This window comes from Fictibacillus sp. NRS-1165, from assembly GCF_050468105.1.
GTDB classification, from domain to species: domain Bacteria; phylum Bacillota; class Bacilli; order Bacillales; family Fictibacillaceae; genus Fictibacillus_C; species Fictibacillus_C terrinigri.
The window spans coordinates 230,582-255,040 of the sequence record NZ_JBDPNU010000025.1; the positions used below are offsets into that span (position 1 = coordinate 230,582).

28 protein-coding genes and 1 other annotated feature are annotated in these 24,459 nt (G+C 46.6%); of the genes, 20 read left to right on the top strand and 8 right to left on the bottom strand.

Going from position 1 to position 24,459, the window contains the following annotated elements; translation table 11 throughout:
• The first annotated feature begins 50 nt into the window (after positions 1-50).
• From ABHN01_RS11855 to ABHN01_RS11865, 3 genes are all read left to right on the top strand, one after another.
• Positions 51-1,520, top strand: coding sequence for an ABC transporter substrate-binding protein/permease (locus ABHN01_RS11855; protein WP_429875698.1), 1,470 nt, complete (start codon positions 51-53; stop codon positions 1,518-1,520).
• Positions 1,513-2,235 (top strand): amino acid ABC transporter ATP-binding protein, encoded by a 723-nt coding sequence (locus tag ABHN01_RS11860; RefSeq protein WP_290400790.1) that lies wholly within the window; start codon positions 1,513-1,515, stop codon positions 2,233-2,235. Before ABHN01_RS11855 ends, ABHN01_RS11860 begins: the two co-directional genes overlap by 8 nt.
• Before the next feature lie 186 nt (positions 2,236-2,421).
• Entirely contained in the window at positions 2,422-3,381 is a 960-nt protein-coding gene (locus ABHN01_RS11865; RefSeq protein ID WP_429875699.1) for an aromatic acid exporter family protein, read from the top strand.
• A 48-nt stretch (positions 3,382-3,429) separates the two neighbouring features.
• Here the strand turns inward: ABHN01_RS11865 and prli42 are convergent, their stop codons facing one another.
• Entirely contained in the window at positions 3,430-3,573 is a 144-nt protein-coding gene (gene prli42 / locus ABHN01_RS11870; RefSeq protein ID WP_429875700.1) for a stressosome-associated protein Prli42, read from the bottom strand.
• Between the two features lie 116 nt (positions 3,574-3,689).
• Between prli42 and ABHN01_RS11875 the strand changes: the two genes are divergently transcribed.
• From ABHN01_RS11875 to rnz, 8 genes are all read left to right on the top strand, one after another.
• Complete coding sequence (locus tag ABHN01_RS11875; protein ID WP_429875701.1) at positions 3,690-5,333, top strand: acyl-CoA mutase large subunit family protein; 1,644 nt, start codon at positions 3,690-3,692, stop codon at positions 5,331-5,333.
• 22 nt (positions 5,334-5,355) lie between these two features.
• The gene (gene mce, locus ABHN01_RS11880) at positions 5,356-6,204 is read left to right on the top strand and encodes a methylmalonyl-CoA epimerase (RefSeq protein ID WP_429875702.1); all 849 of its coding nucleotides are present in this window, start codon (positions 5,356-5,358) and stop codon (positions 6,202-6,204) included.
• On the top strand, positions 6,204-7,754 hold the full coding sequence (locus ABHN01_RS11885; protein ID WP_429875703.1) for an acyl-CoA carboxylase subunit beta: 1,551 nt from the start codon (positions 6,204-6,206) through the stop codon (positions 7,752-7,754). Before mce ends, ABHN01_RS11885 begins: the two co-directional genes overlap by 1 nt.
• Positions 7,755-7,768: 14 nt before the next feature.
• Positions 7,769-8,890 carry a tripeptidase T gene (locus ABHN01_RS11890; RefSeq protein ID WP_429875704.1) on the top strand — a complete coding sequence of 374 codons (1,122 nt, stop codon included), beginning with the start codon at positions 7,769-7,771 and terminating at the stop codon, positions 8,888-8,890.
• Between the two features lie 149 nt (positions 8,891-9,039).
• On the top strand, positions 9,040-9,546 hold the full coding sequence (locus ABHN01_RS11895; protein WP_429875705.1) for a winged helix DNA-binding protein: 507 nt from the start codon (positions 9,040-9,042) through the stop codon (positions 9,544-9,546).
• Positions 9,547-9,654: 108 nt separating this feature from the next.
• Entirely contained in the window at positions 9,655-10,857 is a 1,203-nt protein-coding gene (locus ABHN01_RS11900; protein ID WP_429875706.1) for a DNA polymerase IV, read from the top strand.
• A gap of 22 nt (positions 10,858-10,879) precedes the next feature.
• Positions 10,880-11,530 carry a phosphatase PAP2 family protein gene (locus ABHN01_RS11905; protein WP_429875707.1) on the top strand — a complete coding sequence of 217 codons (651 nt, stop codon included), beginning with the start codon at positions 10,880-10,882 and terminating at the stop codon, positions 11,528-11,530.
• Between the two features lies 1 nt (position 11,531).
• A complete protein-coding gene (gene rnz / locus ABHN01_RS11910) occupies positions 11,532-12,464 on the top strand; it encodes a ribonuclease Z (protein WP_429875708.1) in 933 nt (310 codons plus the stop codon).
• Positions 12,465-12,476: 12 nt separating this feature from the next.
• Here the strand turns inward: rnz and ABHN01_RS11915 are convergent, their stop codons facing one another.
• The 3 genes from ABHN01_RS11915 to proC all read right to left on the bottom strand — a co-directional run bounded on the left by ABHN01_RS11915 (position 12,477) and on the right by proC (position 14,421).
• Positions 12,477-13,256, bottom strand: a complete 780-nt coding sequence (locus ABHN01_RS11915) for a glycerophosphodiester phosphodiesterase (protein ID WP_429875709.1) — start codon at positions 13,254-13,256, stop codon at positions 12,477-12,479.
• A 98-nt stretch (positions 13,257-13,354) separates the two neighbouring features.
• Positions 13,355-13,513 (bottom strand): hypothetical protein, encoded by a 159-nt coding sequence (locus tag ABHN01_RS11920; RefSeq protein WP_290400778.1) that lies wholly within the window; start codon positions 13,511-13,513, stop codon positions 13,355-13,357.
• A 59-nt stretch (positions 13,514-13,572) separates the two neighbouring features.
• On the bottom strand, positions 13,573-14,421 hold the full coding sequence (gene proC, locus ABHN01_RS11925; protein WP_429875832.1) for a pyrroline-5-carboxylate reductase: 849 nt from the start codon (positions 14,419-14,421) through the stop codon (positions 13,573-13,575).
• Positions 14,422-14,466: 45 nt separating this feature from the next.
• Positions 14,467-14,679 (bottom strand) — a binding site (T-box leader).
• Positions 14,680-14,829: 150 nt separating this feature from the next.
• Here proC and ABHN01_RS11930 point away from each other — a divergent pair.
• The 4 genes from ABHN01_RS11930 (at position 14,830) to ABHN01_RS11945 (ending at position 18,716) form a co-directional block, all read left to right on the top strand.
• Entirely contained in the window at positions 14,830-15,795 is a 966-nt protein-coding gene (locus ABHN01_RS11930) for an MBL fold metallo-hydrolase (RefSeq protein WP_429875710.1), read from the top strand.
• A 4-nt stretch (positions 15,796-15,799) separates the two neighbouring features.
• On the top strand, positions 15,800-16,588 hold the full coding sequence (locus ABHN01_RS11935; protein ID WP_290400776.1) for an SDR family NAD(P)-dependent oxidoreductase: 789 nt from the start codon (positions 15,800-15,802) through the stop codon (positions 16,586-16,588).
• A gap of 180 nt (positions 16,589-16,768) precedes the next feature.
• A complete protein-coding gene (locus ABHN01_RS11940) occupies positions 16,769-18,013 on the top strand; it encodes a glycosyltransferase (RefSeq protein WP_429875711.1) in 1,245 nt (414 codons plus the stop codon).
• Positions 17,976-18,716, top strand: a complete 741-nt coding sequence (locus ABHN01_RS11945; RefSeq protein WP_429875712.1) for an HAD-IIB family hydrolase — start codon at positions 17,976-17,978, stop codon at positions 18,714-18,716. The genes ABHN01_RS11940 and ABHN01_RS11945 overlap by 38 nt, the downstream gene beginning before the upstream one ends.
• A gap of 48 nt (positions 18,717-18,764) precedes the next feature.
• On the opposite strand, the gene ABHN01_RS11950 is transcribed toward ABHN01_RS11945, so the two are convergent.
• Positions 18,765-18,962, bottom strand: coding sequence for a YqzH family protein (locus ABHN01_RS11950; protein ID WP_290400773.1), 198 nt, complete (start codon positions 18,960-18,962; stop codon positions 18,765-18,767).
• 156 nt (positions 18,963-19,118) lie between these two features.
• Between ABHN01_RS11950 and ABHN01_RS11955 the strand changes: the two genes are divergently transcribed.
• Both ABHN01_RS11955 and ABHN01_RS11960 read left to right on the top strand, forming a co-directional pair.
• Positions 19,119-20,378, top strand: coding sequence for a DNA polymerase thumb domain-containing protein (locus ABHN01_RS11955; protein WP_429875713.1), 1,260 nt, complete (start codon positions 19,119-19,121; stop codon positions 20,376-20,378).
• Positions 20,379-20,402: 24 nt separating this feature from the next.
• Positions 20,403-20,735, top strand: a complete 333-nt coding sequence (locus ABHN01_RS11960) for a YolD-like family protein (protein WP_429875714.1) — start codon at positions 20,403-20,405, stop codon at positions 20,733-20,735.
• A 39-nt stretch (positions 20,736-20,774) separates the two neighbouring features.
• Here the strand turns inward: ABHN01_RS11960 and ABHN01_RS11965 are convergent, their stop codons facing one another.
• Positions 20,775-21,020 carry an HPr family phosphocarrier protein gene (locus ABHN01_RS11965; RefSeq protein WP_290400770.1) on the bottom strand — a complete coding sequence of 82 codons (246 nt, stop codon included), beginning with the start codon at positions 21,018-21,020 and terminating at the stop codon, positions 20,775-20,777.
• Positions 21,021-21,169: 149 nt separating this feature from the next.
• Here ABHN01_RS11965 and ABHN01_RS11970 point away from each other — a divergent pair, with 149 nt between their 5' ends.
• A complete protein-coding gene (locus tag ABHN01_RS11970; protein ID WP_290400769.1) occupies positions 21,170-21,820 on the top strand; it encodes a TVP38/TMEM64 family protein in 651 nt (216 codons plus the stop codon).
• A 47-nt stretch (positions 21,821-21,867) separates the two neighbouring features.
• Here ABHN01_RS11970 and ABHN01_RS11975 read toward each other — a convergent pair whose 3' ends face one another.
• Positions 21,868-22,152, bottom strand: coding sequence for an HPr family phosphocarrier protein (locus tag ABHN01_RS11975; protein ID WP_429875715.1), 285 nt, complete (start codon positions 22,150-22,152; stop codon positions 21,868-21,870).
• A 138-nt stretch (positions 22,153-22,290) separates the two neighbouring features.
• Here ABHN01_RS11975 and ABHN01_RS11980 point away from each other — a divergent pair, with 138 nt between their 5' ends.
• Together ABHN01_RS11980 and ABHN01_RS11985 are read left to right on the top strand one after the other, a co-directional pair.
• Complete coding sequence (locus ABHN01_RS11980) at positions 22,291-22,866, top strand: DedA family protein (RefSeq protein ID WP_429875716.1); 576 nt, start codon at positions 22,291-22,293, stop codon at positions 22,864-22,866.
• Between the two features lie 271 nt (positions 22,867-23,137).
• Positions 23,138-23,452, top strand: coding sequence for an iron-sulfur cluster biosynthesis family protein (locus ABHN01_RS11985; RefSeq protein ID WP_429875717.1), 315 nt, complete (start codon positions 23,138-23,140; stop codon positions 23,450-23,452).
• A gap of 76 nt (positions 23,453-23,528) precedes the next feature.
• Here ABHN01_RS11985 and ABHN01_RS11990 read toward each other — a convergent pair whose 3' ends face one another.
• Complete coding sequence (locus tag ABHN01_RS11990; protein WP_429875718.1) at positions 23,529-24,437, bottom strand: hydroxymethylglutaryl-CoA lyase; 909 nt, start codon at positions 24,435-24,437, stop codon at positions 23,529-23,531.
• Positions 24,438-24,459: the final 22 nt, after the last annotated feature.

Genomic DNA, 24,459 nt, shown 5'->3' on the forward strand with positions numbered 1-24,459 from the left:
TATGAGTGCATAAATTTTAATAGATACACTATTGAGAGTTGGGGATATCGATGCAAAAAAGAACTTATGTATTACTTTCACTGGCGTTTTTGCTCGTTTTCAGTGCAGTGGGAGCTGTATTGCCGATGGGCGGTCATCAGGCTATGGCAAAAGAGAAACACAAAAAAACACTCGTGATGGGAACATCTGCCGATTATGCGCCTTATGAGTATATTGATACGACCAAAGGCAACAAAATCATCGGTTTTGATGTGGATGTGGCCAAACATATTGCGGACAAGCTCGGCTATAATCTCGTCATAAAGGATATGGATTTTAACGGTCTGGTTCCCGCACTGGATTCTAAGCGGGTCGATTTCGTCATGGCCGGTATGACGCCTAATGCAGAGCGGAAGAAAAAGGTTGATTTCTCAAGCACCTACTACCAGGCGAAGCAGCTGGTCGTTACAGACGATCCTAAAATTAAGACGATTGAGGATTTAAAAGGGAAAACAATTGGTGTCCAGCTTGGATCCATTCAGGAAAAAGAAGCGAAAAAAATTGCAGATAAAGTAGACAAGGTCCATATCGAAAAAAGAAATAAAGTTCCAGACCTTGTACAGGAAATCATGTCCAAACGATTTGATGGTGCGGTTATTGAAGACGGAGTCGCCATTGAATACCTGAATAAAAATTCTGATTTACGTGCTTTTGAAATACCGGATTCCGCTACTGCGGGTTCCGCGGTTGCCCTTCAAAAAGGAAGCGGCCTGAGGGCTGATTTTAATCAGCAGATCGCAATGATGAAAAAGAATGGCGAGCTGGATAAAATCGCCAATAAATGGTTTGAACCGAAATCTAAGAAAAAGGCAGAGAAAAAATCCATTGTGGATTTTTCCACCATCATGCCTTCAGTACCGTATATTTTAAAAGGGATATTAACAACACTTAAATTTGTGGTTGTATCCATACTTTTAGGCTTTGTGCTTGGTACGGTCCTTTCTTTGTTCAAAATCAGCAAAGTGCGGGTACTTCGATGGGGAGCAGACGCGTATACGTCCATCTTCCGGGGAACACCGCTAATTCTTCAGCTGCTGATCATCTATAATGCGACACCTCAGCTGACAGGATATAAAATCGAACCATTTCTTGCAGGTGTACTGACCTTTGGATTAAACTCGGCGGCTTACGTTTCCGAAATCATCAGGGCCGGAATCAATGGAGTTGATAAAGGACAGAGAGAAGCGTCTATGGCGCTTGGGGTCTCCTATGGGTCAATGATGAGACAGATCATCCTTCCGCAAGCCTTGAAGAACATTCTTCCGGCACTAATGAACGAATTTATCACCTTAACGAAGGAATCAGCCATCATTGCGGTGATTGGTACGACGGATATCATGAGGCGCGCACAGATTGTCGGAGCAGATACGTACCGTTATTTTGAGCCGCTGATCACTGCGGGCATCATCTATTATGTGATGGTGATGGCATTAACTGTTCTGGGACGCATGCTTGAAAGGAGAATGAGCCGCGGTGATTAAAATAGAAAACCTGCATAAAACATTTGGAAAAAACGAAGTCTTAAAAGGAATTTCCACGCAGATCGGCCAAGGCGAGGTCGTTGCGATCATCGGGCCTTCGGGCTCAGGGAAGTCCACGTTCCTCCGTTGTATTAACATGCTTGAAGAACCGACGGATGGAAAAATCTTATTCAAGGATCAGGAGGTAACTGCTCAAGCATCTAAGATCCAGCAGGTCCGAAAGAAGATCGGAATGGTGTTTCAGCATTTCCACCTCTTTCCTCATATGACCGTTATGGACAACTTAACGTATGCCCCGGTTACCGTGAATAAAGTGTCCAAACGCGAGGCAGAAGCAGGAGCCCGTGAGCTTCTGAAGAGAGTCGGCCTTGCTGATAAAGAAGCCGAATATCCAGGCAGGCTGTCCGGAGGCCAGAAGCAGCGCGTAGCGATTGCAAGAGCCCTCGCCATGAGTCCGGAAGTTATGCTGTTTGACGAACCTACTTCAGCTCTGGACCCCGAGATGGTAAAGGAAGTGCTGGACGTCATGAAGTCCCTTGCTCAAAGCGGGATGACGATGGCGATCGTCACCCATGAGATGGGCTTCGCTAAAGAGGTGGCAGACCGTGTTCTGTTTTTGGATGACGGTGTGCTTGTTGAGGATGCTGTGCCGGCTGAATTTTTTGCACAGCCCAAAACAGAAAGAGCGAAATCCTTTCTTGAAAAAGTATTGTAAGAGGCCTTTTCGGGTCTCTTTTTTTGCTAGAAGTAATGTCCAGCATAGGTCCTCGGAGGATGAAAAGTAAGATCTTCTTTTCATCCCAGGTCGCTTCCGCTTTTCTATTTGCATGTCAAAATTCTTTCTGCAGCATGATATTCATGAGATAATCGTCTGGAGTAAAGCAGGAAAGGAAGAAAAGTTATGCCAGCAATGAAAATCGGCTACAGGACGATAAAGACGGCCGTTGGAACGGCATTAGCCATCGGTATCGCTCAGTGGCTCGGACTGGAATTCTACAGCTCAGCAGGAATTTTAACGATTCTTTGCGTAAAAGTTACGCAGCAACGCTCATTGATCAGCTCCTGGGAAAGGTTTGCGGCCTGTCTCATCGGGATCGTGTTTGCTGCTGTTTTCTTTCAGGTTCTGGGATACCATCCCTGGAGCATCGGGCTGCTGATCCTGATGTTTATCCCAGTCGTTGTCGCTTTGAACCTTAAAGAAGGCATCATTACGAGCTCGGTCATTATTCTTCATCTGTATACACTGGAATATCTCAGCTGGAAAGCGGTGGGGAATGAAATCGCTCTGATTTGTATTGGGATCGGCATGGCACTCTTGGTTAACTTATATATGCCGAGCATGGAACATACCTTAAAGAAAATTCAGTTAGGCCTCGAGGAACAGTTTAAATCCATCTTTCTGGAGTTTCGCGCCTATCTCTACGACCATAACCACTTGTGGGACGGTAAAGAGATAACCGAGGCCGCCCGGCTGATCGATGAGGGGAAGGATCTGGCTTTCCGTGATGTAGAAAACCATACTGTTCGGTATGAGAATGAGTATTACCATTATTTTAAAATGAGGGAAAAGCAGCTTGAACTGATTGAACAGATGATACCGATACTATCTTCTATTGACCAGCGGTATCTGCAGGGTTATATCCTCGGAGACTTTTTTGGTGAATTGAGTGAAGCTGTCCATCCTGGCAATACCGCAGTGATCTATTTAAACAGTATTGAAAGAATGAGAGGAAGGTTTCGTGAAATGGATCTTCCGAAAGACAGGGAAGAATTTGAGACAAGATCAAAGCTTCTACACCTGTTAAATGAGATCGAACGGTATCTTCAGATCAAGAAGAGTTTTAGGAAGAGTGACGTCTGATCCATGCATAAAAAATAAGCCGTACAGGCTTATTTTTTTGGCGTTTTACTAGAACAGCGCGCTGATTCCCGTCAGTAACGTTGTCAGCAGCAACGAGCCCAGCATAATGAAAACGACGGTTTTGATTAATTTTTGAGACATCATTACCCTCCTTATCCATTTATTATTGTACAAGGATTTCAACCGTCTCACAACATTTCCTCCTATCTGTCTATAAATTTAGTGATTATAGCAGGAAAAAGCGTTTTCAAAAAGAAAGTAATGTAAAGAAAGAAAATGTCGAATGATAGGTTATAGGAGGCACCCATATGAGCGATCATCAGGAGAGAGTGAAGAACTGGAAGCTCGCCACAGAAAAAAGCATGCAGCGGTTTCCGGAACGAAAAGAAAGATTTGAAACAAGTTCAAAGTTTGAAGTCGCCCGGCTCTATGGCATTGAAGCAGAAGATTATGATATAGAGAAGCTTGGATTGCCGGGCGAATATCCTTATACTAGGGGTATACAGCCCACGATGTACAGGGCCCGCTATTGGACGATGCGGCAATATGCCGGATTCGGTTCGGCTGAAGAGACCAACAAGCGGTTCCGTTATTTGCTAAAACAGGGACAGACCGGCCTTTCGGTTGCCTTCGATCTCCCCACACAGATCGGATACGATTCTGATCATTCCATGTCCAAGGGAGAGGTAGGAAAAGTAGGAGTTGCCATTGATTCATTGGAAGATATGGAAGCGCTTTTACGGGATATCCCGCTCGATAAGGTAAGTACATCGATGACGATTAATGCACCCGCGTCCGTCTTGCTGGCGATGTATATCGCCGTGGCCGAAAAACAGGGTGTCTCTTCAGAGAAAATTTCAGGAACGATCCAGAATGATATTTTAAAAGAATATATTGCGAGAGGAACGTATATTTTCCCTCCTAAGCCGTCCATGCGGCTCATTACGGATATATTTGCTTTTTGTAAGGAATACGTTCCGAAATGGAACACCATCAGTATATCAGGGTATCATATCCGGGAGGCAGGGGCGAATGCCGTCCAAGAGCTGGCATTTACGATCGCCAATGGAAAAGCGTATGTTGACGCTGCACTGGCCGCGGGTTTGAACATCGATGACTTTGCACCGAGGCTTGCGTTTTTCTTTAACGCCCATAATCAGTTTTTTGAAGAAGTCGCTAAGTTCAGGGCAGCCAGAAGAATTTGGGCTAAACTCATGAAGGAACATTATAAGGCTAAGAACCCGAAAAGCTGGCAGCTCCGGTTTCATACCCAAACAGGCGGTTCTACGCTGACCGCTCAGCAGCCTGATAATAATATCGTCCGTGTAACACTTCAGGCTCTTTCCGCCGTAATGGGAGGCACTCAGAGCCTGCATACGAATTCGAGGGATGAAGCTCTCGCCCTTCCTACCGAAGATTCTGCGAGAATCGCGTTGAGGACCCAGCAGATCATAGCCCATGAGAGCGGAGTGGCGGATACGGTGGATCCTCTGGCAGGATCTTATTATGTGGAGCATCTGACCGATGTTATGGAGGAAGAAGTTACTCGTTATCTTGAAAAAATTGAGTCTCTCGGCGGTGCCGTTTCAGCAGTTGAACAGGGATACATGCAGCGGGAAATTCATCATACGGCTTATGAGACGCAGAAGTCAATCGAAAAAGGGGATGAAATCATCGTAGGGATGAATTCATTCACGGTGGAGAACGAAGTACAGCCGGAGCTTTTACGAGTTGATCCGGCACTCGGTGAAAAACAAAAAGAAAAGCTCACCCGGCTGAAGTCTTCAAGAGACCAACACCGAGTGAGCGCTCGGTTGGATGCGCTCCGCCAAGGTGCTCAAGGGTCAGAAAACCTGATGCCGCTCATTTTGGACTGTGTGCGCGATTATTGTACCATTGGAGAGATCTGCGGCATCCTCCGTGAAGAGTTTGGAGAATTTACAGGAATATAGACAGACAGGAGTGGGAAGAACAATGAATAAAAAAATACGTGTGCTGGTGGCAAAACCTGGACTGGACGGTCATGACCGCGGAGCTCTTGTCATCTCACAGGCTCTTCGCGATTATGGGATGGAGGTCATTTATACCGGTCTCCGCCAGACCCCCGAACAGATTGTGGCCGCCGCTGTGCAGGAAGATGTGGATGCGATCGGTTTATCTTGCCTGTCGGGAGCGCATAATGAACTGTTTCCCGAAGTGATGTCTCTTTTAAAACAGCGGGGGGCAGAAGACATAATTGTAATTGGGGGCGGTGTCATCCCTTGGGAAGACATTCCTTTTCTTGAATCAGCAGGCGTAAGAAAAATTTTCACACCAGGCACACCAACGGTTGAAACGGCTAAATATATTGAGGCAGCTGTGCTTGAACGGGATGGTTACCCGGCGCCTGCAGGAATGGAGCCTCCCAAAAAAATTGATCATATCGGCATTGCTGTCGAATCCCTCGACGAGGTTCTTCCGTTTTATTTGAATACCCTCGGGCTTAAGCTTGAAGCGGTGGAAACAGTGGAAACTCAAAAGGTAAAGGTGGCCTTCCTGAAGGTTGGCCAGTCAAGGCTGGAGCTTCTTGAACCAATCGATGAACAGAGCCCGATCCGGCAGTTTATCAACAAACGGGGCCAGGGTGTCCACCATGTGGCTCTTGGTGTGGAAGATATTTCATCCAGAATTGAGGAATTGAAAAAAGCTGACGTAAAGATGATCCAGGAACATCCGGTGAAAGGTGCCGGCGGGGCATCCATCGCATTCATCCATCCATCTTCTACTCATAAGGTGCTGTTTGAACTGTGCGAAAAACCCGTGGAGGAAGGAGGAGAGTCCTGATGGACATGTACGATAAAATGGAAGAACTTTATGAAAGGAAACGTGAGATCGAGCTTGGAGGCGGAGACGACAGGATTGATAAACAGCATGAGCGTGGAAAATTGACCGCAAGAGAACGAATTGATCTTTTGCTTGACGAGGGAACGTTTGTGGAGTTAAACCCCTTTATTGAACACCGCTGCACCGATTTTGGTCTTCAGAATATGAAGGCTCCTGGAGAGGGTGTCGTTACAGGGTATGGAAAGATTCATGGCAGGCCGGTTTATTTATTTGCTCAGGATTTTACCGTTTTTGGCGGCGCGTTAGGTGAGATGCACGCCCATAAGATCGCCAGTGTGATGGATCTTGCGGCTAAGAATGGAACACCATTTATCGGGCTGAACGATTCTGGGGGCGCGAGAATTCAAGAAGGGGTTGTTTCTCTGGACGGCTATGGCCAGATCTTTTACAGAAACTCGATCTACTCCGGCGTCATTCCGCAGATTTCCGTTATTCTGGGGCCATGTGCAGGTGGAGCTGTCTATTCCCCGGCCATCACCGATTTCGTTTTTATGGTGGAGCAGACAAGTCAAATGTTTATTACCGGGCCGAAAGTTATCGAAACGGTAACGGGTGAAAAAATTTCATCTGAGGATCTTGGCGGCGCGAAGGTGCATAGCACGAAAAGCGGAAACGCCCATTTTATGGGGGAAACAGAGTCTCAAGTGCTCGAGCAGGTTAGGGCGCTGATAGCCTTGCTTCCTCAGAACAATAAAGAAAAACCGGCTAGAATAGAAGTCCAGGAGCAGGAGAACGATGACCGCCCTGATATCGCCGAGGTGGTACCGGTGGATGCGACGAAACCGTATGATGTTCGTAAGGTCATCGAGCAAGTGGTCGATCGGAACACTTTTCTAGAAGTTCAAGCCTATTTTGCCAGGAACATAGTCATTGGTTTTGCCAGGATTAAGGGTGAAGTGGTAGGATTAGTATGTAATCAGCCAAAAATCATGGCTGGCGGCCTTGATATTGATTCTTCGGATAAGGCATCGCGCTTTATTCGTTTTTGTGACGCTTTTAATATTCCGATTATCACCTTTGAGGACGTCACCGGATTTTTTCCAGGAATTAAACAGGAGCACGGCGGCATTATAAGACACGGAGCTAAAATCCTGTATGCCTATTCCGAGGCAACCGTTCCAAAAATAACGGTCATCACGCGCAAGGCCTACGGCGGGGCTTATGTCGCATTAAACAGCAAATCGATTGGCGCTGACCTTGTTTTTGCTTGGCCGAATGCAGAGATCGCAGTCATGGGGCCGCAGGGTGCGGCGAACATCATTTTTGCGAGAGAGATCGAACAAAGCGATGATCCTGAGGCGACAAGGCAGACTAAGATCGACGAGTACCGGACGAAGTTTGCCAATCCGTATGTTGCAGCTTCCAGAGGTATGGTCGATGATGTCATCGATCCACGGGATACGAGGATCAAATGTATTCAAGCTCTGGAAATGCTCCGGACGAAGCATGAGGAAAGGCCCTGGAAGAAACACGGCAATATCCCGTTATAATGGAGGAAGACACGATGGTTAATGAGCAACGACTGCTAGAAGAATTTTTGGAATTGGTACAGATCGATTCTGAAACAAAATTTGAAAAGGAAATCTCCAAAGTCCTTACAAAAAAGTTCACCGATCTTGGTGTTGAAGTATTTGAGGATGATGCCGAATCTAAAACTGAACATGGCGCCGGAAACCTGATTTGCACGCTGAAAGGCAATAAAGACGGAGTGGATCCGATTTATTTCACCTCACATATGGATACGGTCGTACCTGGCAATGGGGTAAAACCTGCGATTAAAGACGGCTATGTGGTAACCGATGGGACGACCATCCTTGGTGCGGACGACAAGGCAGGCCTCGCTGCGATGCTTGAAGCCGTTAAACTTTTAAAAGAACAAAATATTAAACACGGAGACATTCAGTTCATCATCACCGTTGGTGAAGAGTCAGGGCTTGTAGGAGCAAAAGAGCTTGATCCTGCCCGATTAACCGCAAAGTTCGGTTTCGCGCTCGACAGTGACGGCAAAGTCGGCGACATCATTGTCGCAGCGCCGACACAAGCCAAGCTGATTGTTGATATCTATGGAAAGACTGCACATGCAGGTGTTGCCCCTGAGAAGGGTGTGTCAGCCATTACCATTGCAGCCAAGGCTATCTCTAAAATGCCGCTCGGAAGGATTGATGAAGAAACAACGGCTAACATTGGAAGATTTGAGGGCGGCACACAGACCAATATCGTTTGTGATCACGTGGCTATTCTGGCAGAAGCCCGTTCTCTTGTCACAGAGAAAATGGAAGCTCAGGTGGCTAAGATGAAAGAAGCGTTTGAAGCAACTGCCTCTCAGTTTGGCGGCCGCGCTGAAGTAAACATAAAAGTGATGTACCCTGGATTTAAATTTGGCGACGGGGATCATGTCGTTGAAGTGGCGAAGAAAGCTGCTGAACGGATCGGACGTCCTCACCGCTTGCTGCAAAGCGGCGGAGGAAGTGATGCGAACGTAATCGCCGGCCACGGGATCCCAACCGTAAACCTTGCAGTAGGATACGAGGAAATTCACACAAAAAATGAAAAAATGCCGATCGAGGAACTGGTGAAAACAGCCGAGATCGTGGTTGCGGTCATTCAGGAAGTCGCCGGAGAGTAAAGATTAGGAGCCATCCATGAAAAGGTTTGGCTCCTGTTTTTATGGCCCTTCAGGTCAAGGTTGACATATATAGCTCAAATTAGTATATTTGGTGATAGTTTGACCATGGAAAAATATGTCTAAATAGGATGGAAAGCCGGAGGGATTGGATGAGTGAACTTGCGAACATGCATATAATGATGAACTATTTGCGGGGAGTGTACAAGGTACTTGAAGATGAGTGGCAAAAATCAGCGAAGTCATTGGGATTGACTCAAGCTGAGCAGCACATTCTATGGATTGTATCCTTAGAACAGGAAGCCACAATTTCCCGCATTGCACAGCTCGGATTATGGGATGTTTCGACAGTCATGCAGGTTATTAAACGCCTGAAGGAAAAAGGGTTGATACATTTATTGAAAAAAGATCATGACCGGCGAATTTCGTACGTTACCCTTACAGAAGAGGGAGAGAAAAAACAGAAGCTGTCCGGTGAAGGCACATATTCAGTTTACCGTTATCTTCAAAACTGGAGTATAGATCACGGCAAACAGGAATTACTGCTAGAGCTTGTAAACTTGAATAGGGACATGAACGAGCATTTCCACGGGAAAGAGTATGTGGAATGGATTGAGAAAACAGGCAGGCAGCTGCGTGAAACAGTGGAGACAAGGTGATTTGGCCTTGTCTTTTCTTATGGTGCGGCAGTCAAACGGCTTTCGCTTTTCTTATGTTCTCTCATTTCTTATAATGGGGAAGGAAAGGATTGAAGGAGATGGAACAACATGGATAGGTCCGCCAACTTAAAACGAAGATTTATCCTGCATGTCGACATGAACAGCTTTTATGCCTCGGTGGAAAGTATGATGGACCCTGCTTTAAAGGGAAAGCCTTTAGCCATCGCCGGCAATCCGGAAGAACGGCGCGGCATCATCGTTACCTGCAGCTATGAAGCACGGGAGTTCGGGATAAAAACGACGATGCCACTGTGGCAGGCAAAAAAACTTTGTCCATCTCTCATCGTCTTACGGCCGGATTTTCAAAAGTACCGTACGATGTCTCAGAAGATGTTTCAGCTGCTCCGGGAATATACGGAGCTCGTGGAGCCTGTTTCAATCGATGAAGGCTATCTTGATATTACAGGATCCGCGATGAGCCCGATTGAAGCGGCCGAGGAGATACAAGACAGGCTGCTCCATGAATTGGGCCTACCTTCAAGCATAGGGATTGCACCGAATAAATTTCTTGCCAAGATGGCATCGGATATGAAAAAACCGATGGGCATTACGGTCTTGCGAAAGCGGGAGATCCAGCAGATCCTCTGGCCCATGACCGTCGGTGAAATGCACGGAATCGGAAAAGCCACAGAGGAGAAACTAAAAAAATATAACATTTATACCATCGGTGACCTCGCAAAAGAAGATGCTTACAGCCTTAAACACCGTTTTGGAAAAAACGGAGTGAGGATATGGGAGCGTGCGAACGGTATCGATGACCGCCCGGTTGATCCGGAGCGCGCCTCTGAATTTCAATCGGTGGGCAACTCTACCACTCTGGCTGAAGACGTAAGTGATCAAGCGGAGCTTAAACGCGTCTTTTCCGTATTGGCAGATTCAGTGGAACGGCGGATGAAAGCCAAGAACGCCGTTGGACAGAACCTTCAGATCGTGATCCGCTATGCAGACCGGAAGACGGTCACCAGAAGCAAGACGATGGAAAATCCCTTTCATGCTAAGGCAGATATTCTTGAGAATGCATGGTCTTTGTTTACGAAACATTGGAACGGTGAGCCAGTCCGTCTCCTCGGTATTACGGCCGCAGATGTCTTACCGAAAGAAAAAGCCTACAAACAGATGGACTTGTTTACGTTTGAACAGGAAAAAAAGCGGAATGACGTCAATCGATTGATCAGCGATATTCAAAAAAAGTTTGGTGATCAGTCCATTATTCGAGGCAAACTAACAGATGATCCATCAGACTTTTATTAGCCAAAGGCCAGGTGAACATGATTTGAAAAAAAGTATCCAACTTTCGTCTGTGCTTGGATTAGTGTTTCTTTTAGGGTTCTTTCTTCTTATTGGAGGGATCTATCAGGAGACGTTCGTAAAAAGACTCGATGAGACCGTCATCCATGCCATAACGGCTTATCAGCCCCGGGAGCTGACGCGAGCTTTTATCGTCATTACTGATAGTGCATCAAGGCCTAATCAATTTATAGCGTTTGCTGTGTTCTCTGTTTTTTTCATTTTATGGAGAAGAAGATGGCTAGAACCAGTGTTACTGGGGATCTGCTTGTTTGCGGCCCGCAACGGAAATGAGCTTCTTAAAGGAATTTATGAAAGAAGGCGGCCATCCCTTCATCGTCTTGTTGAAATCGGAGGATATAGTTTTCCAAGCGGACACGCCATGATCTCCATCGGTTTCTTTGGATTGTTGTTCTACTTGCTTGTAAAACAGATTGGACATCGATGGGTGCGGTGGCTGATCACTGCAGCAGGATGTGCTTATATCGTGCTGGTCGGCCTGAGCAGAATCTATCTTGGTGTGCATTATCCAAGTGATGTGCTCGCAGGATTTCTTGCCGGAGGAAGCTTGCTTCTTTTTTTCGTTGTCCTTTATCGCCTCGTATTTTTTATGTTAAAGAATGAAAGGAATAGCTGAGATGGAACTTCATTTTTTGGGAACGGGAGCCGGTATGCCATCCAAGGAACGGAATGTATCTTCAGTGGCCCTTAAATTCCTCCAAAGGGGCGGAGAAGTCTGGCTCTTTGACTGCGGAGAAGCCACACAGCATCAAATATTGCGCACTTCTCTCAAACCTCGTAAGATCAATAAAATTTTTATTACCCATCTGCACGGAGACCACATCTTTGGTCTGCCGGGCCTTCTTGGAAGCCGTTCTTTTCAAAATGGCGAAGCGAGTCCAGTGGTGATTTACGGTCCCAAGGGGATAAAAGCATTTATCGAAACTGCATTGAACATAAGCGAAACGTATCTCACCTATCCGATCCAAGTCATTGAGATCGGTGAAGGACTGATCTGTGAAGACGATGGCAGGCACGTATATGCCAAGAAACTGGACCATGTGATCCCTTGTTTCGGTTTTCGGTTGGAAGAGCAGGCGCAGCCAGGGAAGCTGAAAGCCGGCATGTTAAAAAAGATGGGGCTGGCGCCCGGTCCATTGTATCAGCAATTGAAAGAAGGAAGGGATGTTCGACGGGAGGACGGAACAGTGCTCAAGAGCAGTGATTTTGTATCACCTCCTGTACCTGGACGGATTGTCGCTATCCTCGGTGATACGAAATACTGTGATAATGCGGTAGAGCTGGGAAGAAATGCCTCGGTGATTGTCCATGAAGCGACTGTCCTGCATGAATTGGCAGAAAAGGCCGCGGAATTCGGCCATTCTTCAGCCCGGTCGGCTGCTGTTACCGCCAGGCTGGCGAATGCAGCCGCATTGATCTTGAACCATATCAGTTCCAGGTATCATAAAGAGGAGAAAATGCTGCTTTTAAAAGAGGCAGAGGAAGTTTTTTCGAACACGATGATCGCTGATGACTTTAGTATTTTTCCGATTGAAAAGATCAAAAAATGAGCGGGCTGCCGCTCATTTTTTTTTCATCTTATTGTACACTTCAAGGATAAAACCCTTCGGTTCAGGGATCTCGCCGTTTCTGATGGCCACCGCCACATCGGGTGTATCTGTGATGATGGCATCCACCTGCCAATCCAAAAAATAATGCAGCCACTTTTCCTGATTCACCGTGTACGGTCTGACCCGTATCCCATGCTCCTGAAGGCTCTCCAGAATGATAGGGTGAAGACTTTTAAATTGCGGATGCACACTCAGCGCCCCCATACTTTTTGCATAGTTCCAAGGCTCGTAGATGGCCGAGGAGTACAGGGGTGCAATATCAATGTATGGATCCATGCTTCTTAATTGAACAAGACTGTAATGGTTAAAGGAAGAATAGATCGTTCTTTCTTTCATGCCGTAAGCATTTACGAGACTGTAGACTTTTTTCTCTAAATCTTCATAATGCACTTTGTTATTCTTCAATTCAATATTGAGAAGAAGAGGTGTTCTACAGATCCACTGCAGAAATTCTTCGAGTGTAAGAATCCGTTCATGTTGAAAGGCCGAAGAAAACCAGCTGCCCGCGTCCAGCTGTTTAATCTCAGCGAGCGTAAAATGTTTAACATATCCTTTTCCGTTCGTTGTCCGTTTGACCGTATCATCATGAATGATAACAGGAATGCCGTCGCTCGTTAAATGGACATCGATTTCAAGTCCGTCTGCTCCCATTTCATATGCGCGAGTGTAAGCGGCCATCGTGTTCTCTGGGCATACCTTGCTGGCACCCCGGTGTCCAAATATTTTTGTCATAGCGGGAACACTCCTTTCTTCTTATACTCTTACCTTAACATAAGCCGGCCAAATGTTCTAAAACCAAAAAAACAAGCCCGTTACTTTCAGGGGCTTGTTTAGGTGGCTCGCGCAGAAGTAGTGCGCTCAATGCTCATATCATTTTTTACGATCCATTTTATAAAATCTTTTTCCTTTTTTGTCAGTGGCCGTGTAAGAAATTGTTCGAACTCTTTAAACAACAGATTGTACCGCTTGAATTCTTCTTGATCAAGCATCTTATACCTCCCGTTGTTGCGCTATAGTTGTTTTATTATAAAATAAGATGACAGAATTGTCAAACAATTCCTTCGGCAGACGGCGGTGTATACAGGCTGCCGAGCTCTTCTGAGCGCTGGGCAGCGCGTTTGACGCATGATTCAATGGCTTCTTTTACTTGAAACTGGTCCAGCATCTGTATGCCCGCCTCTGTTGTACCCCCGGGACTGGTTACCTTCTGACGGAGCAGCCGGGGATGGTCGCCGCTCATTTTCAGCATATGGGCAGCGCCCAAAAGTGTCTGCGCGATCAGATCTCTTGCCTCAGATTCACTAAGATCAAGAGAGGACGCTGCCTGGTGCATCGCTTCGACTAAATAATAAACATAGGCCGGACCACTTCCGGCCAATCCGGTTACGGCGTGCAGACTTTCTTCTTTCAAGCAGGTGGTCGTTCCTATGCAGTTAAAAAGCTCTTCCGCCTGTTTGAGATCATGGTCTTCCGCATATTTTCCAGCAGCAAGGCCAGTAGCAGAATATCCGATCGCTGCCGATGTGTTCGGCATCGCACGAATGACTGGTGCATCCGACTGAAGAAGGCGGGAGATATGGTCGGTTGATATTCCCGCCAGCACTGAAATGATAAGGTGCTGTTCACCGATGGAATCCCTGATCGCGTACAGGGCGTCCTCTGCATCTTTCGGTTTCATGGCAAGGATGAGAATCTCTGCTTTCCGGACCGCATCGGATGCAGATGCCGCAATATCGATTCCATACCTTTCCTTCAGCTCTAAGAGCCTATTCGTGTTCATTCTGTTGGCTGCGATGATTTGTTCGGGCACGGCGAGTTTATTGGTGATCAATCCTGAAATCATAGCTTCTGCCATGGAGCCTGCTCCAATAAATGCGATTTTCTTATTCACGGCAATCCCTCCAACTTAGGTTAAACGTAAAAACGCACTCCTCGATCCTTGGAAAAGGACGGAGGAGTGCGATCCGCGGTACCACCTTAATTGGCTTTTTAAAAGCCCAGCTTATTGCCTGTATCGAAGGCATACGATCAGGTTCAATCCCTGATGGCTCGGGGGATAGGTTCATTCATCTCGTACTGCTGGAATCTTTCAGCCGGTGGATTCCATTCTCTTTCAGCCGTTTAATGAATTACTGGTCCCTTTCAGCGCCGTGTTCAGCGTTCAGTTATTACAAAACATTATGCAATGGGTCAGTACAGTATGTCAAGTTCATATTTTTTGCAATATTAACTTTTCTTAAGAAGCTCATCTTTTGCTATACTGATTGGTATATATATGCCAACAGATGAGGTCAGGTGAACAATGTTGAATCAGAATATTATAACCATCTCGCTTCCGACACCGTTTCCGGTAGGAGATGTCAATGTATATCTCATACGAGGGGAGAAGCTTACCCTTGTTGACTGCGGGCCAAAAACACCGGAAGCATGGAAAATCTTCCGGGAGAAACTGGCTGAAAACGGGCTGGCTGAAAAGGATATTGAACAAGTGATCTTTACTCATTATCATCCGGACCATGTCGGGCTTTATGCATACTTTAAGAGTCCGGTGCCGTCTGTCCTTGCCAGTTTAGAAGAAATACCCTATCTGAGCCAGCAGAAGGAATTTTTCGTACATAGAAATCGGTTTTATGATGGGTTTTACAAAAAAATGGGTATGCCGGAAGAAGCGGTCCGGTTTGAGTATATGAAGTTAAAAAAATATCTTGAGTTCTCTGCTGTTGTCCACGCTACTCCCGCTTTGTATGAAGGAGAAGAGGTTCCGGGGCTTCCGGGGTGGACGATGATGAAAACACCGGGCCATTCGCCTGATCATCTTTCTCTGTTTCATGAGGAGAGCGGAATCATGATCGGAGGAGATTTTTTGCTGCAGCGCATATCTTCCAACGCGCTCATCGAGCCGCCCCTGATCACTGAAACAGAGCGGCCTAAACCCCTGCTGCAATACCGGAATTCATTGAAGACAGCAGCCGGACTCCCTATTGACGTCATCCTTCCGGGGCATGGCCTTCCCATCTCCAATAGTTCAGAGCTGATCAAGGAAAGGCTTGCACAGCAGAACAGCCGGGCCCACGCTTTATGGGAGATGCTATCCAGTGAGAAGACAGCCTATGAATTAAGCAAGTTATTATTCCCGGGCATCTATCAAAAGGAGCCGGGCCTTACTCTTTCGGAAACCGTCGGGCATCTTGACCTTCTTGAAGAAGAGGGACGGATTCTCGCAAAAGACCTTCACGGAATCATCTACTACAAGCGGGCAGAAGGAGCATAACAATATGAAGGAATTGAAAGGAAAAACAGTTGTAATCACAGGTGCATCAGGGGGGCTGGGAGCCCAGCTTGCCCATGATGCGGCAAGTCTTGGAGCTCAGTTGGTGCTTGTTTCCAGAAATATGGAAAAACTGGCGGCTGTAAAAAACAATCTTAAAGAGACATTCAACGTGGACGCCCTGATTTATACGCTGGATGTTGGCAATATCGAAGAGGTAAAAGCTGTGTTTGAGGAAATCATCCGCACCGTTTCTGTTGATGTTCTGATCAATAATGCTGGATATGGGATATTCGATTATTTCGTTGACGCAGACCTTAACGACCTTTCTGGTATGCTGCAGACCAACGTGGTCGGACTGATGGCTTGCACCCAGTCCGTCTTGCCGCAAATGATCGAGCGGCGTTCCGGGCATATCATTAATATTGCCTCTCAGGCAGGAAAGATCTCCACACCAAAATCGAGCGGTTATGCGGCTTCCAAACACGCGGTTCTTGGCTTCTCAAACGGGCTGCGGATGGAACTGGCAGACAGCGGAATTCAGGTGACAACCGTTAATCCGGGTCCGATCGAAACCAACTTTTTTTCCATTGCGGATAAATCCGGAACCTATGAGAAAAATGTTAAGAGGTGGATGCTGTCCCCTGAATATGTGTCTAACAGAATCATCTCGGCAATCGGCCGTCCGGTCCGTGAGATCAATCTTCCTCGCTGGATGAACGCCGGAAGCACACTCTATCAGCTTTTTCCCCGCCTCGTAGAAAAGCTTGGCGGAAATGCATTCAAACAAAAATAGACAATAATTATATTATGTAAACAAAAGCGCATCCATGTTGGATGCGCTTTTGTTGCTGGATAAAAGGAAGAAAGTCTTATATTAATAGGGCTAAAGCACTTATTATGGTTTGCCGGTGGTGAGAACGGGTATATATAGTACAGGCTATAGACCGCAACCATAGAAAGAGGGGTAGCTCTTATGAATAAAAAAGTTTTATTTATATCCGACCATGGAGATCCGCTGGCAAAGCTTGGCGGCAAGCAAGCCGGAGGACAGAACAATTATGTCTACCATCTGGCGCTTGCCATGGAAAGCAGGGGATGGGATGTCGATGTCATCACCCACTGGTGTGATAAAGATGCCCCGCAGACGGAGGCGTTCGGCAAACGCTCAAGAGTCATACGCATCAAAGCCGGTGTCAAAGGCTTTGTCTCCAAAAATGAAATGTTTCAGATACTGCCCGCTTTTTTCAAAGAAATCGAGCAACTCGTTCCTGTAGAACAATATGATATTATTCATACCCACTACTGGCTGTCCGGCATTCTGGGCCGTCAGCTTCGCAGAAAGTATAATGTACCGTTCGTCCACACATCGCATTCCCTTGGCGCAGCAAAAGAACGTGCGACAGGTGAAAGGGATGAGCGCAGGTTCCAATATGAACGAACCATTCTCCGGTCCGCCAACCGCGTGATTGCCACGACCAACAGTGAGAAAAGCTTGATCTACGATTTTGCCAAGCAGCCTGCACCTGTTGATGTCATTCCGATCGGTGTATCTCCTAAATTCTATCCTTTTAACCAAAAAACGGCGATTAAACAAAAACTGGACGTTCAAGGCCCCCTTGTGTTTTATGCTGGACGGCTGGAAGAGACAAAAGGTGTTGAAACCCTTCTTCAAGCATTCCGATATTTGATTCAATGGGGAGATGTTCCAGCAAATACAAGGCTGATTCTTGCCGGAGGACAGAAAGAAGAGATCGGTGATGACCGGCTTCCGATTCAGGACGAACAGCGTTCTTGGGTGAAAGGAATTGAACGTTATGTTCAGTTTGTCGGGCCGAAAAGCCAGGAGCAGCTCGCAGAATACTTTAATGCTGCCAACGTCGCTGTCGTTCCTTCCTACTATGAATCGTTCGGAATGGTAGCTGCAGAGGCACAGGCGTGCGGCTGTCCAGTCATTGCCTCTCGTGTAGGCGGGCTTCAAAATGTCGTGGTTGAAGGAGAAACAGGACTGCTCGTTGCGCCAAAGGACGCCCAGGATTTAGCGCTCACACTGGAGATTATTTTAAACAACGACATCATTGCACAAAGGCTGGGTAAACAGGCATCTTCCCTTGCGGAACGCGATTATCGCTGGCCGAATGTGGCAGCGAGGGTTGAGCATGTGTATGAGGAGGTTCTGTCAGGTGAAACGAGAAAACGTTACACATCTTTTAGCTACTGATCTTGACGGCACCCTGGTTGGAGAACAGGAAATGACTGCTTTTCTGCTTGACTATTATAAAGATCGCCCCTATCAGGTGGAGCTCGTTTATGTTACCGGAAGGCACTATGCTTCCACTATGGATTTGATCAACGATGAAAAGCTTCCTATGCCTTCGATCCTTATATCGGACGTGGGTACAGAGATGTATGATTTTAATGATCCGGCACTTCATGAGCGATGGAAAAAAACATTGGAAGAACAATGGAACCCTGATGCAATTTCCCGGATCGTTGAATCATGCAGAGGCTTAATGCCTCAATCCATTCCATCCACCCATCGGCTCTCCTATTATGCGGAAAGCGATGAAGCAGTGGAAGACGTAAAGCGAAAGCTGATTGACAGCTCTGTGCCGCATAAGCTCATTTACAGTTCCGGAAGAGATGTAGATATTCTTCCTCCCAATGCAGGAAAAGGGGAAGCCCTGTCTTTTCTGATTCGTGAAAAAGGATGGGAGGAGGCCAATATATTAGTCGCGGGTGATTCCGGCAATGACCGTGACATGCTTACCCTCGGCTATCCGTCCGTCATCGTTGGGAACTGCCAGGAGGAATTAAAAGAGCTGCCGGATCATCCCCTGATCTTTCGGGCGCAAAGGCTTTACGCCGGAGGAATTCATGAAGCATGGGAGCATTTCTTTGAGAAAGCAGCCGCTGTAAAATAGGGATAACGCAAGCAACCCCCCGTAAGCCCGGCTTATTGGGGGGGTTGCTTATTCTTTTGTAACAAAGGTGTATACGACATCTTGAACGGTTAGATAGGGATCTTCTGCCTCTTCGGTTTGAAGCTCTTTTTTTATTTGTTCCTCAAGGAGAGTATATTCTTTCTCAGTATAAGGAATACACTCCTTGTGATAAAAATAGTCCAGCAATGCTTTTTCCAGCCATTTGCGCAGCAGCCGATTCTCCATTCTCCACTTCCTTTCTTCTCCAAACAATGTAGCCTACACATACCGGACGGTCAATAGCCCTGAAAAAATTTCCATTGAGAACAGAACATATATTCGGTTAAAATGGGTATACATAATTAATGAGAACGAACGTTTGCTTTGGAGGGGTGAAGGAAGTTGATCGATTATTCCAAGATTCAAAATCGTTCAATTCTGTGCATGGATATGAAAAGTTTTTATGCAAGCTGTGCGGCTATGCGCCTGGGGATCGACCCGCTGACCTGTTACCTTGCTGTTGTAGGGAACACAGAGAGGCAGGGAAGTGTTGTCCTGGCAGCTTCTCCCTGTCTGAAAAGAGATTTTGGAATAAGGACAGGAAACCGGTTGTTTGAGATTCCGAAAGACAGCCGCATTCACATCGTAGACGCCCAAATGTCCTTTTTTCTCAAGCGTTCCATGGAGATCACGCGTCTGCTCAACCGCTTTGTTCCAAAAGAAGCGATTCATACTTACAGTGTAGATGAAAGTTTTATTCAGGCAGACGGGACAGAGCGGTTGTGGGGAGGGCCGGTGAAGCTGGCTCAAGCCATTCGTACAGCGATTAAAGAGGAGTTTGGTCTCCCCTGTGCGATCGGGATCGGGCCGAACATGCTGATGTCTAAGCTATGTCTCGACTTGGAGGCGAAAAAAAGGGGGGTGGCGGAATGGACGTATGAGGACGTGCCGAAGAAGTTGTGGACGCTGTCGCCTTTAAGCAAGATGTGGGGCATCGGTTCCCGTGTGGAGCGCTCGCTGAATCTGATGGGCATCACAACGGTAGGAGACCTTGCGCATTATCCCTTGGAGCTTTTGGAAAAGAAATTCGGTGTCATGGGAAATCAGCTTTATTACCATGCGTGGGGAGTTGATCTCTCAGAGGTGGGGGCTCCGATCATGCAAGGCCAGATCAGCTATGGAAAAAGCCAGATCCTCCTTCGGGACTACGACGATCCAAAAGAGGTCCAGCATGTCATTTTAGAAATGTGCGAGGAAGTGGCGCGACGGGCGAGAACAGCGAGAAAAGCGGGAAGGACGGTCAGTCTGGGAATCGGCTACAGCAAAGAAGAATGGGGCGGGGGCTTTTACCGATCAAAGACCGTATCTGAACCGACTAACATTACGATGGAGATCTATCAGGTGTGCCTGGAACTCTTTCATACATTTTATGAAGGAAAGACGGTCCGTAAAATCACTATTGCTTTGTCCAATGTATGTGAAGATAGTGAAACGCAGCTCAGCATCTTTACACTTGAGCATCCTAAAAAACGAAAGCTTGGCTATGTGATGGACGATATCCGCAGGAAATACGGATCCAACGCTCTCCTCCGGGCGGTTTCTTATACGAGTGGAGGGACGGCTCTGCACCGCAGCACCCTTTTAGGCGGTCATAAAGCGTAAAACAGAATGGAGGGGTCTCTCTAGATGATCAAAGACCGGGGAAGTATCAAATGGACGGCTATGATGCTGCCTGAACATGTAAAAAAATTAAGGGACTGGGAGCGGGAAGAGGCCTCCTTTGAGAACGCTGAACTTGATGAACAGCAGTTGGAGGAGATGAACCAGCAGATCTTTTTTGCGATGGAAGAGGCAAGGGAGGTCGCCGTATTTTGCCGTGATCATCTTCGCGAAAAAGCGATACAGGGGCTCATCCACTATTATGACCCGCATCGCCGCCTGCTCAGAATGATCAATGATCAAGGAAAAAGACAGGACGTCCCTCTCGACACCATCATAGGGATAGAGACGGACGTTTAAAGACACAGAAAATAAGCCAGCCTTATAAATAAGGCTGGCTTATTTGACTGCATCAAACAGATCGGAGGCCAATAATTTTTTCTGGAGGGAGTCAACATTCCCTTCGCTTGAAATTTCAATTTCCTGCCCTGGCTGTATGGACAATGCGATAAGGCCGAGCAAGCTTTTTCCGTCTGCTGTCTTATCTCCTTTTTTAACGTACACAGCTTCTTCATAGCTGCTTGTGAACTGCACAAATTGACTTGCGTTTCCGGCGTAGATGGGTTTTTTTGCAATCAATCTCAAGTTAATCTCTCTCCCTGCATATCCTTTTTTATAAAGCTTATGAAGGGGTGGAAAAAGAAATGTCATAAAATTGATTTAAAATTAAAGTGACTTCCATCGGAAAATACAGGAAAATATAGAAAGAGATGTGTGGAGAGGAGCAGTAATCATTGATCCGCAATAAAAAACGAATGATTCATTATTTACTGATTTTAAGTTTGGCAGGCTGCCTTTTATATATCAACCATCGGTATCTAAATTTAACGCCGGAGCGCTTCCGAGGATGGATACTGTCATGGGGAGTCTGGGCTCCTATCGTTTATATCGCTCTATATGCAGTCCGTCCTTTTGTACTGTTTCCGTCCTCCGTGTTCGCAGTCACGAGCGGCTTGGCCTTCGGGTTATATTGGGGGTGTCTGTATACATACCTTGGGTCATTGTCAGGCGGGCTCATGACGTTCTGGGCAGTGAAATGGATCGGCAAGAAAGCGCTGAAAAAAGAGTGGAAGGGAAAGTATCAGAAGGTCCAGGAGGGCATCAAGCAGCGCGGGTTTGTTTATGTACTTATTCTTCGTCTGCTCCCCATATTAAACTATGATCTTGTGAGCTACTTGACGGCTGCGGCGAACGTCAAATTTAAAGATTATGCGGCAGCTACGGCCATCGGCATCATACCGGGTACATTGGCATACACCTACTTAGGGGCTTCAGTGGCCAATACAGGGATGAAGGAGATTTTAATTTCCTCCATCATCATCATCACATTGATTATCCTCCCGGTCGTAACAAGGAAAAGATGGCAAAAAAAACTGGGCCTGTGACCTTTCTCATGGAAAAAGAAGCGCTGAATGGCAATCAGCGCTTCTTTTTATGTAGTCGCTTGGGAAGGGAGGAGCTGCTTAAGAAGCTGCTGGATAGCGGAATCCGCATCAGAGCCCTCAGTGATCAGGAGAAATGACTCCCCTTTACGCAGCATCATGAAAAAGGTAACAAAGCATGTTAATTTTTTTGCGTGCAGGGTGACTCCATTTTTACATAGGAACACGTTGGACTGAAATGATCGGGAGATTTTTACGAAATCTGTAATCTTTTGAATGGTAAATTTAGAAGCGTCACTGGTGATGGAAACGGTTTTTGAACAAATCTTTTTCATATATGTGATCCTCCTGAAATGGATTAAATAGTGATCTACAGGCAATCTACCCTGTAATGAATCGTTTCAAACCAGGCGCGGTTGAAAATATCAGGAGAGGGAATAGAGAGGAGGAGACAGAAGGAGGAGGATGCACGGATGTTTGAAATGATTTTTCATTTTTTAAAAGAGATGGGGGCGGCCGGGCTGTTTATGGGGACCGCCCTGGAGGCTTCCTCAGTTCCTTTTCCCGGTGCGCTGGTCATTCTGATCTATGGATTTCTGCTGAAGCCAAACCTGCTCGAGACCCTGCTTCTGGCATTTGCAGTGAGTGCCGTATATACCATATTCAGCTATGTACCTTATGTAATAGGCTATAAGCTTGAAAGCAAGATGAAAGAAAAGTTCAGCGAGAAGAAAGTGGAGAAAACGAAGAGAGGGTTTAAGAAATACGGAGAGTGGAGCATTGCTCTGTCACGGCCATTGGGAATCGGAAATTATGTTTCCTACGCAGCAGGGATGAGCAAAGTCAATCGGTGGAAATTCGGCGGACTGACCTTTATCGGCATCTTTCCCTTGGCGGTTGCCATGCTGTTTTTAGGCAGGCTGGGAGAAGTGAAGACCGTTAACCATGTGCTTCAGGCATCACAGAACTATATCCTGGCAGGGGCAGGAGTGCTGCTGGTTTGTTGTTTGCTGTATAAATTCGTGTATAAGAAAAGGACGGCCAGCTGAACTCTGGCACATAAAAGCGGAAACTGCCAGAGAACAGGAACAATGATCAACCGTACAAGAATATGTTAAAATGACAATCAGATACGGAAAGAAGGAATTTTAAAGAAACGATGGTTCATTTCTGGACAGCCCATCATACACAGATTTATCGCGAACTTGTCAAAATGGAGGAAGAGGAGCAATTCGGAAAACGATATATGCAAAACTGGGTAGAATGGTATGCACTGGGCCATACATGTAATACAAACCACGAACAGCGAGGAGAAATGACATGAAACTGGAATGGACAGAAAGAGCGATCGAAAAGATAAAGGGCAAAATACAGCATGGCGGCCGCATTCTGCTGAAATATGATACGGAAGGCTGCGGCTGTGTGGTCAGCGGGGTATCGGCACTCTGGATTGTGGAGCATGAACCGGAGGGAACGGTACAGCTTGAAACAAACTTCCTGCCTGTTTATATAGAGAAGGATAACGCGGTGTTCTTTGATGAACAGATGACGATCGATTTTAAAAAGGAACAGCATACGTTTCAGCTGAAAAGCCCAAATCAGATGCTTAATCCGCATCTTAGGCTCGAAAACTAAAATAAAAACAGGAAAGGACGCCTAAAAGGGCGTCTTTCCTGTTTTTATTTCGTTCTTCAGTGATGAAGAACGAAGCCTATGGCGTCTTTTCCTGTTTTGAGAGCAGGTACTGCCTGCTTTGAAGGGCGCGGGAAACAAAAGGAGTGATGTACTCTACTGCGTCAAGGAGGGGCTCAAGCTGGATGCCTGTAGAAATGCCCATACGGTCAAGCATATAAACGGTGTCTTCGGTAGATACATTCCCGGTAGCCCCCGGTGCAAAGGGGCATCCTCCAAGCCCGCCTGCGGATGTGTCGAAGCGGTCCACCCCTGCCTGAAGAGCGGAAAAGATATTTGCAAGGGCCATTCCACGTGTGTCATGAAAATGGGCAGCGATGAGCAGGGCTGAAGGAAGATGATGTTTTAACAGGCAGAATAGATCATACACTTCCTGCGGATTGGCCATCCCGATCGTGTCAGCGACAGAGAGCTCATCTACCCCAAGCTCTGCAAATTCTTCGCAAATTTTCAGCACGTCCTGTTCGTCCATCTTTCCTTCATACGGACAATAAAATGCAGTGGAGATACAGGCCCGCACAAAAAATCCTTTTCGTTTCAGATCCAGGATAAGCGGAGCAAGCTCCTCCATGCTTTCTCGGGTACTTTTATTAATGTTTTTCCTGTTGAACGTATCGCTGACTCCGACAAAAAAAGCAGCGCTCTTGCAGCCGGAAGCAAGCAGGCGCTCTACGCCCCTGCTGTTGGGCACAAGCACGATGTTACGTATGCTGTCATCTGTGCAATGCTCAATGACCTGTTCGGCATCTCCCATCTGCGGCACCCACTTAGGCGAAACGAACGAGGTCAGCTCCATTTCTTGAATGCCAGAGGATTTCAGTTTATGAATGAATCGAATCTTGTCTTCAGCCGGAACGAGCTGTTTTTCATTCTGAAGTCCGTCGCGCGGCCCAACTTCAATGATGGTGACTCTTTGAGGTAGTTCCATGGCTCCTCCTATCATTGCATTA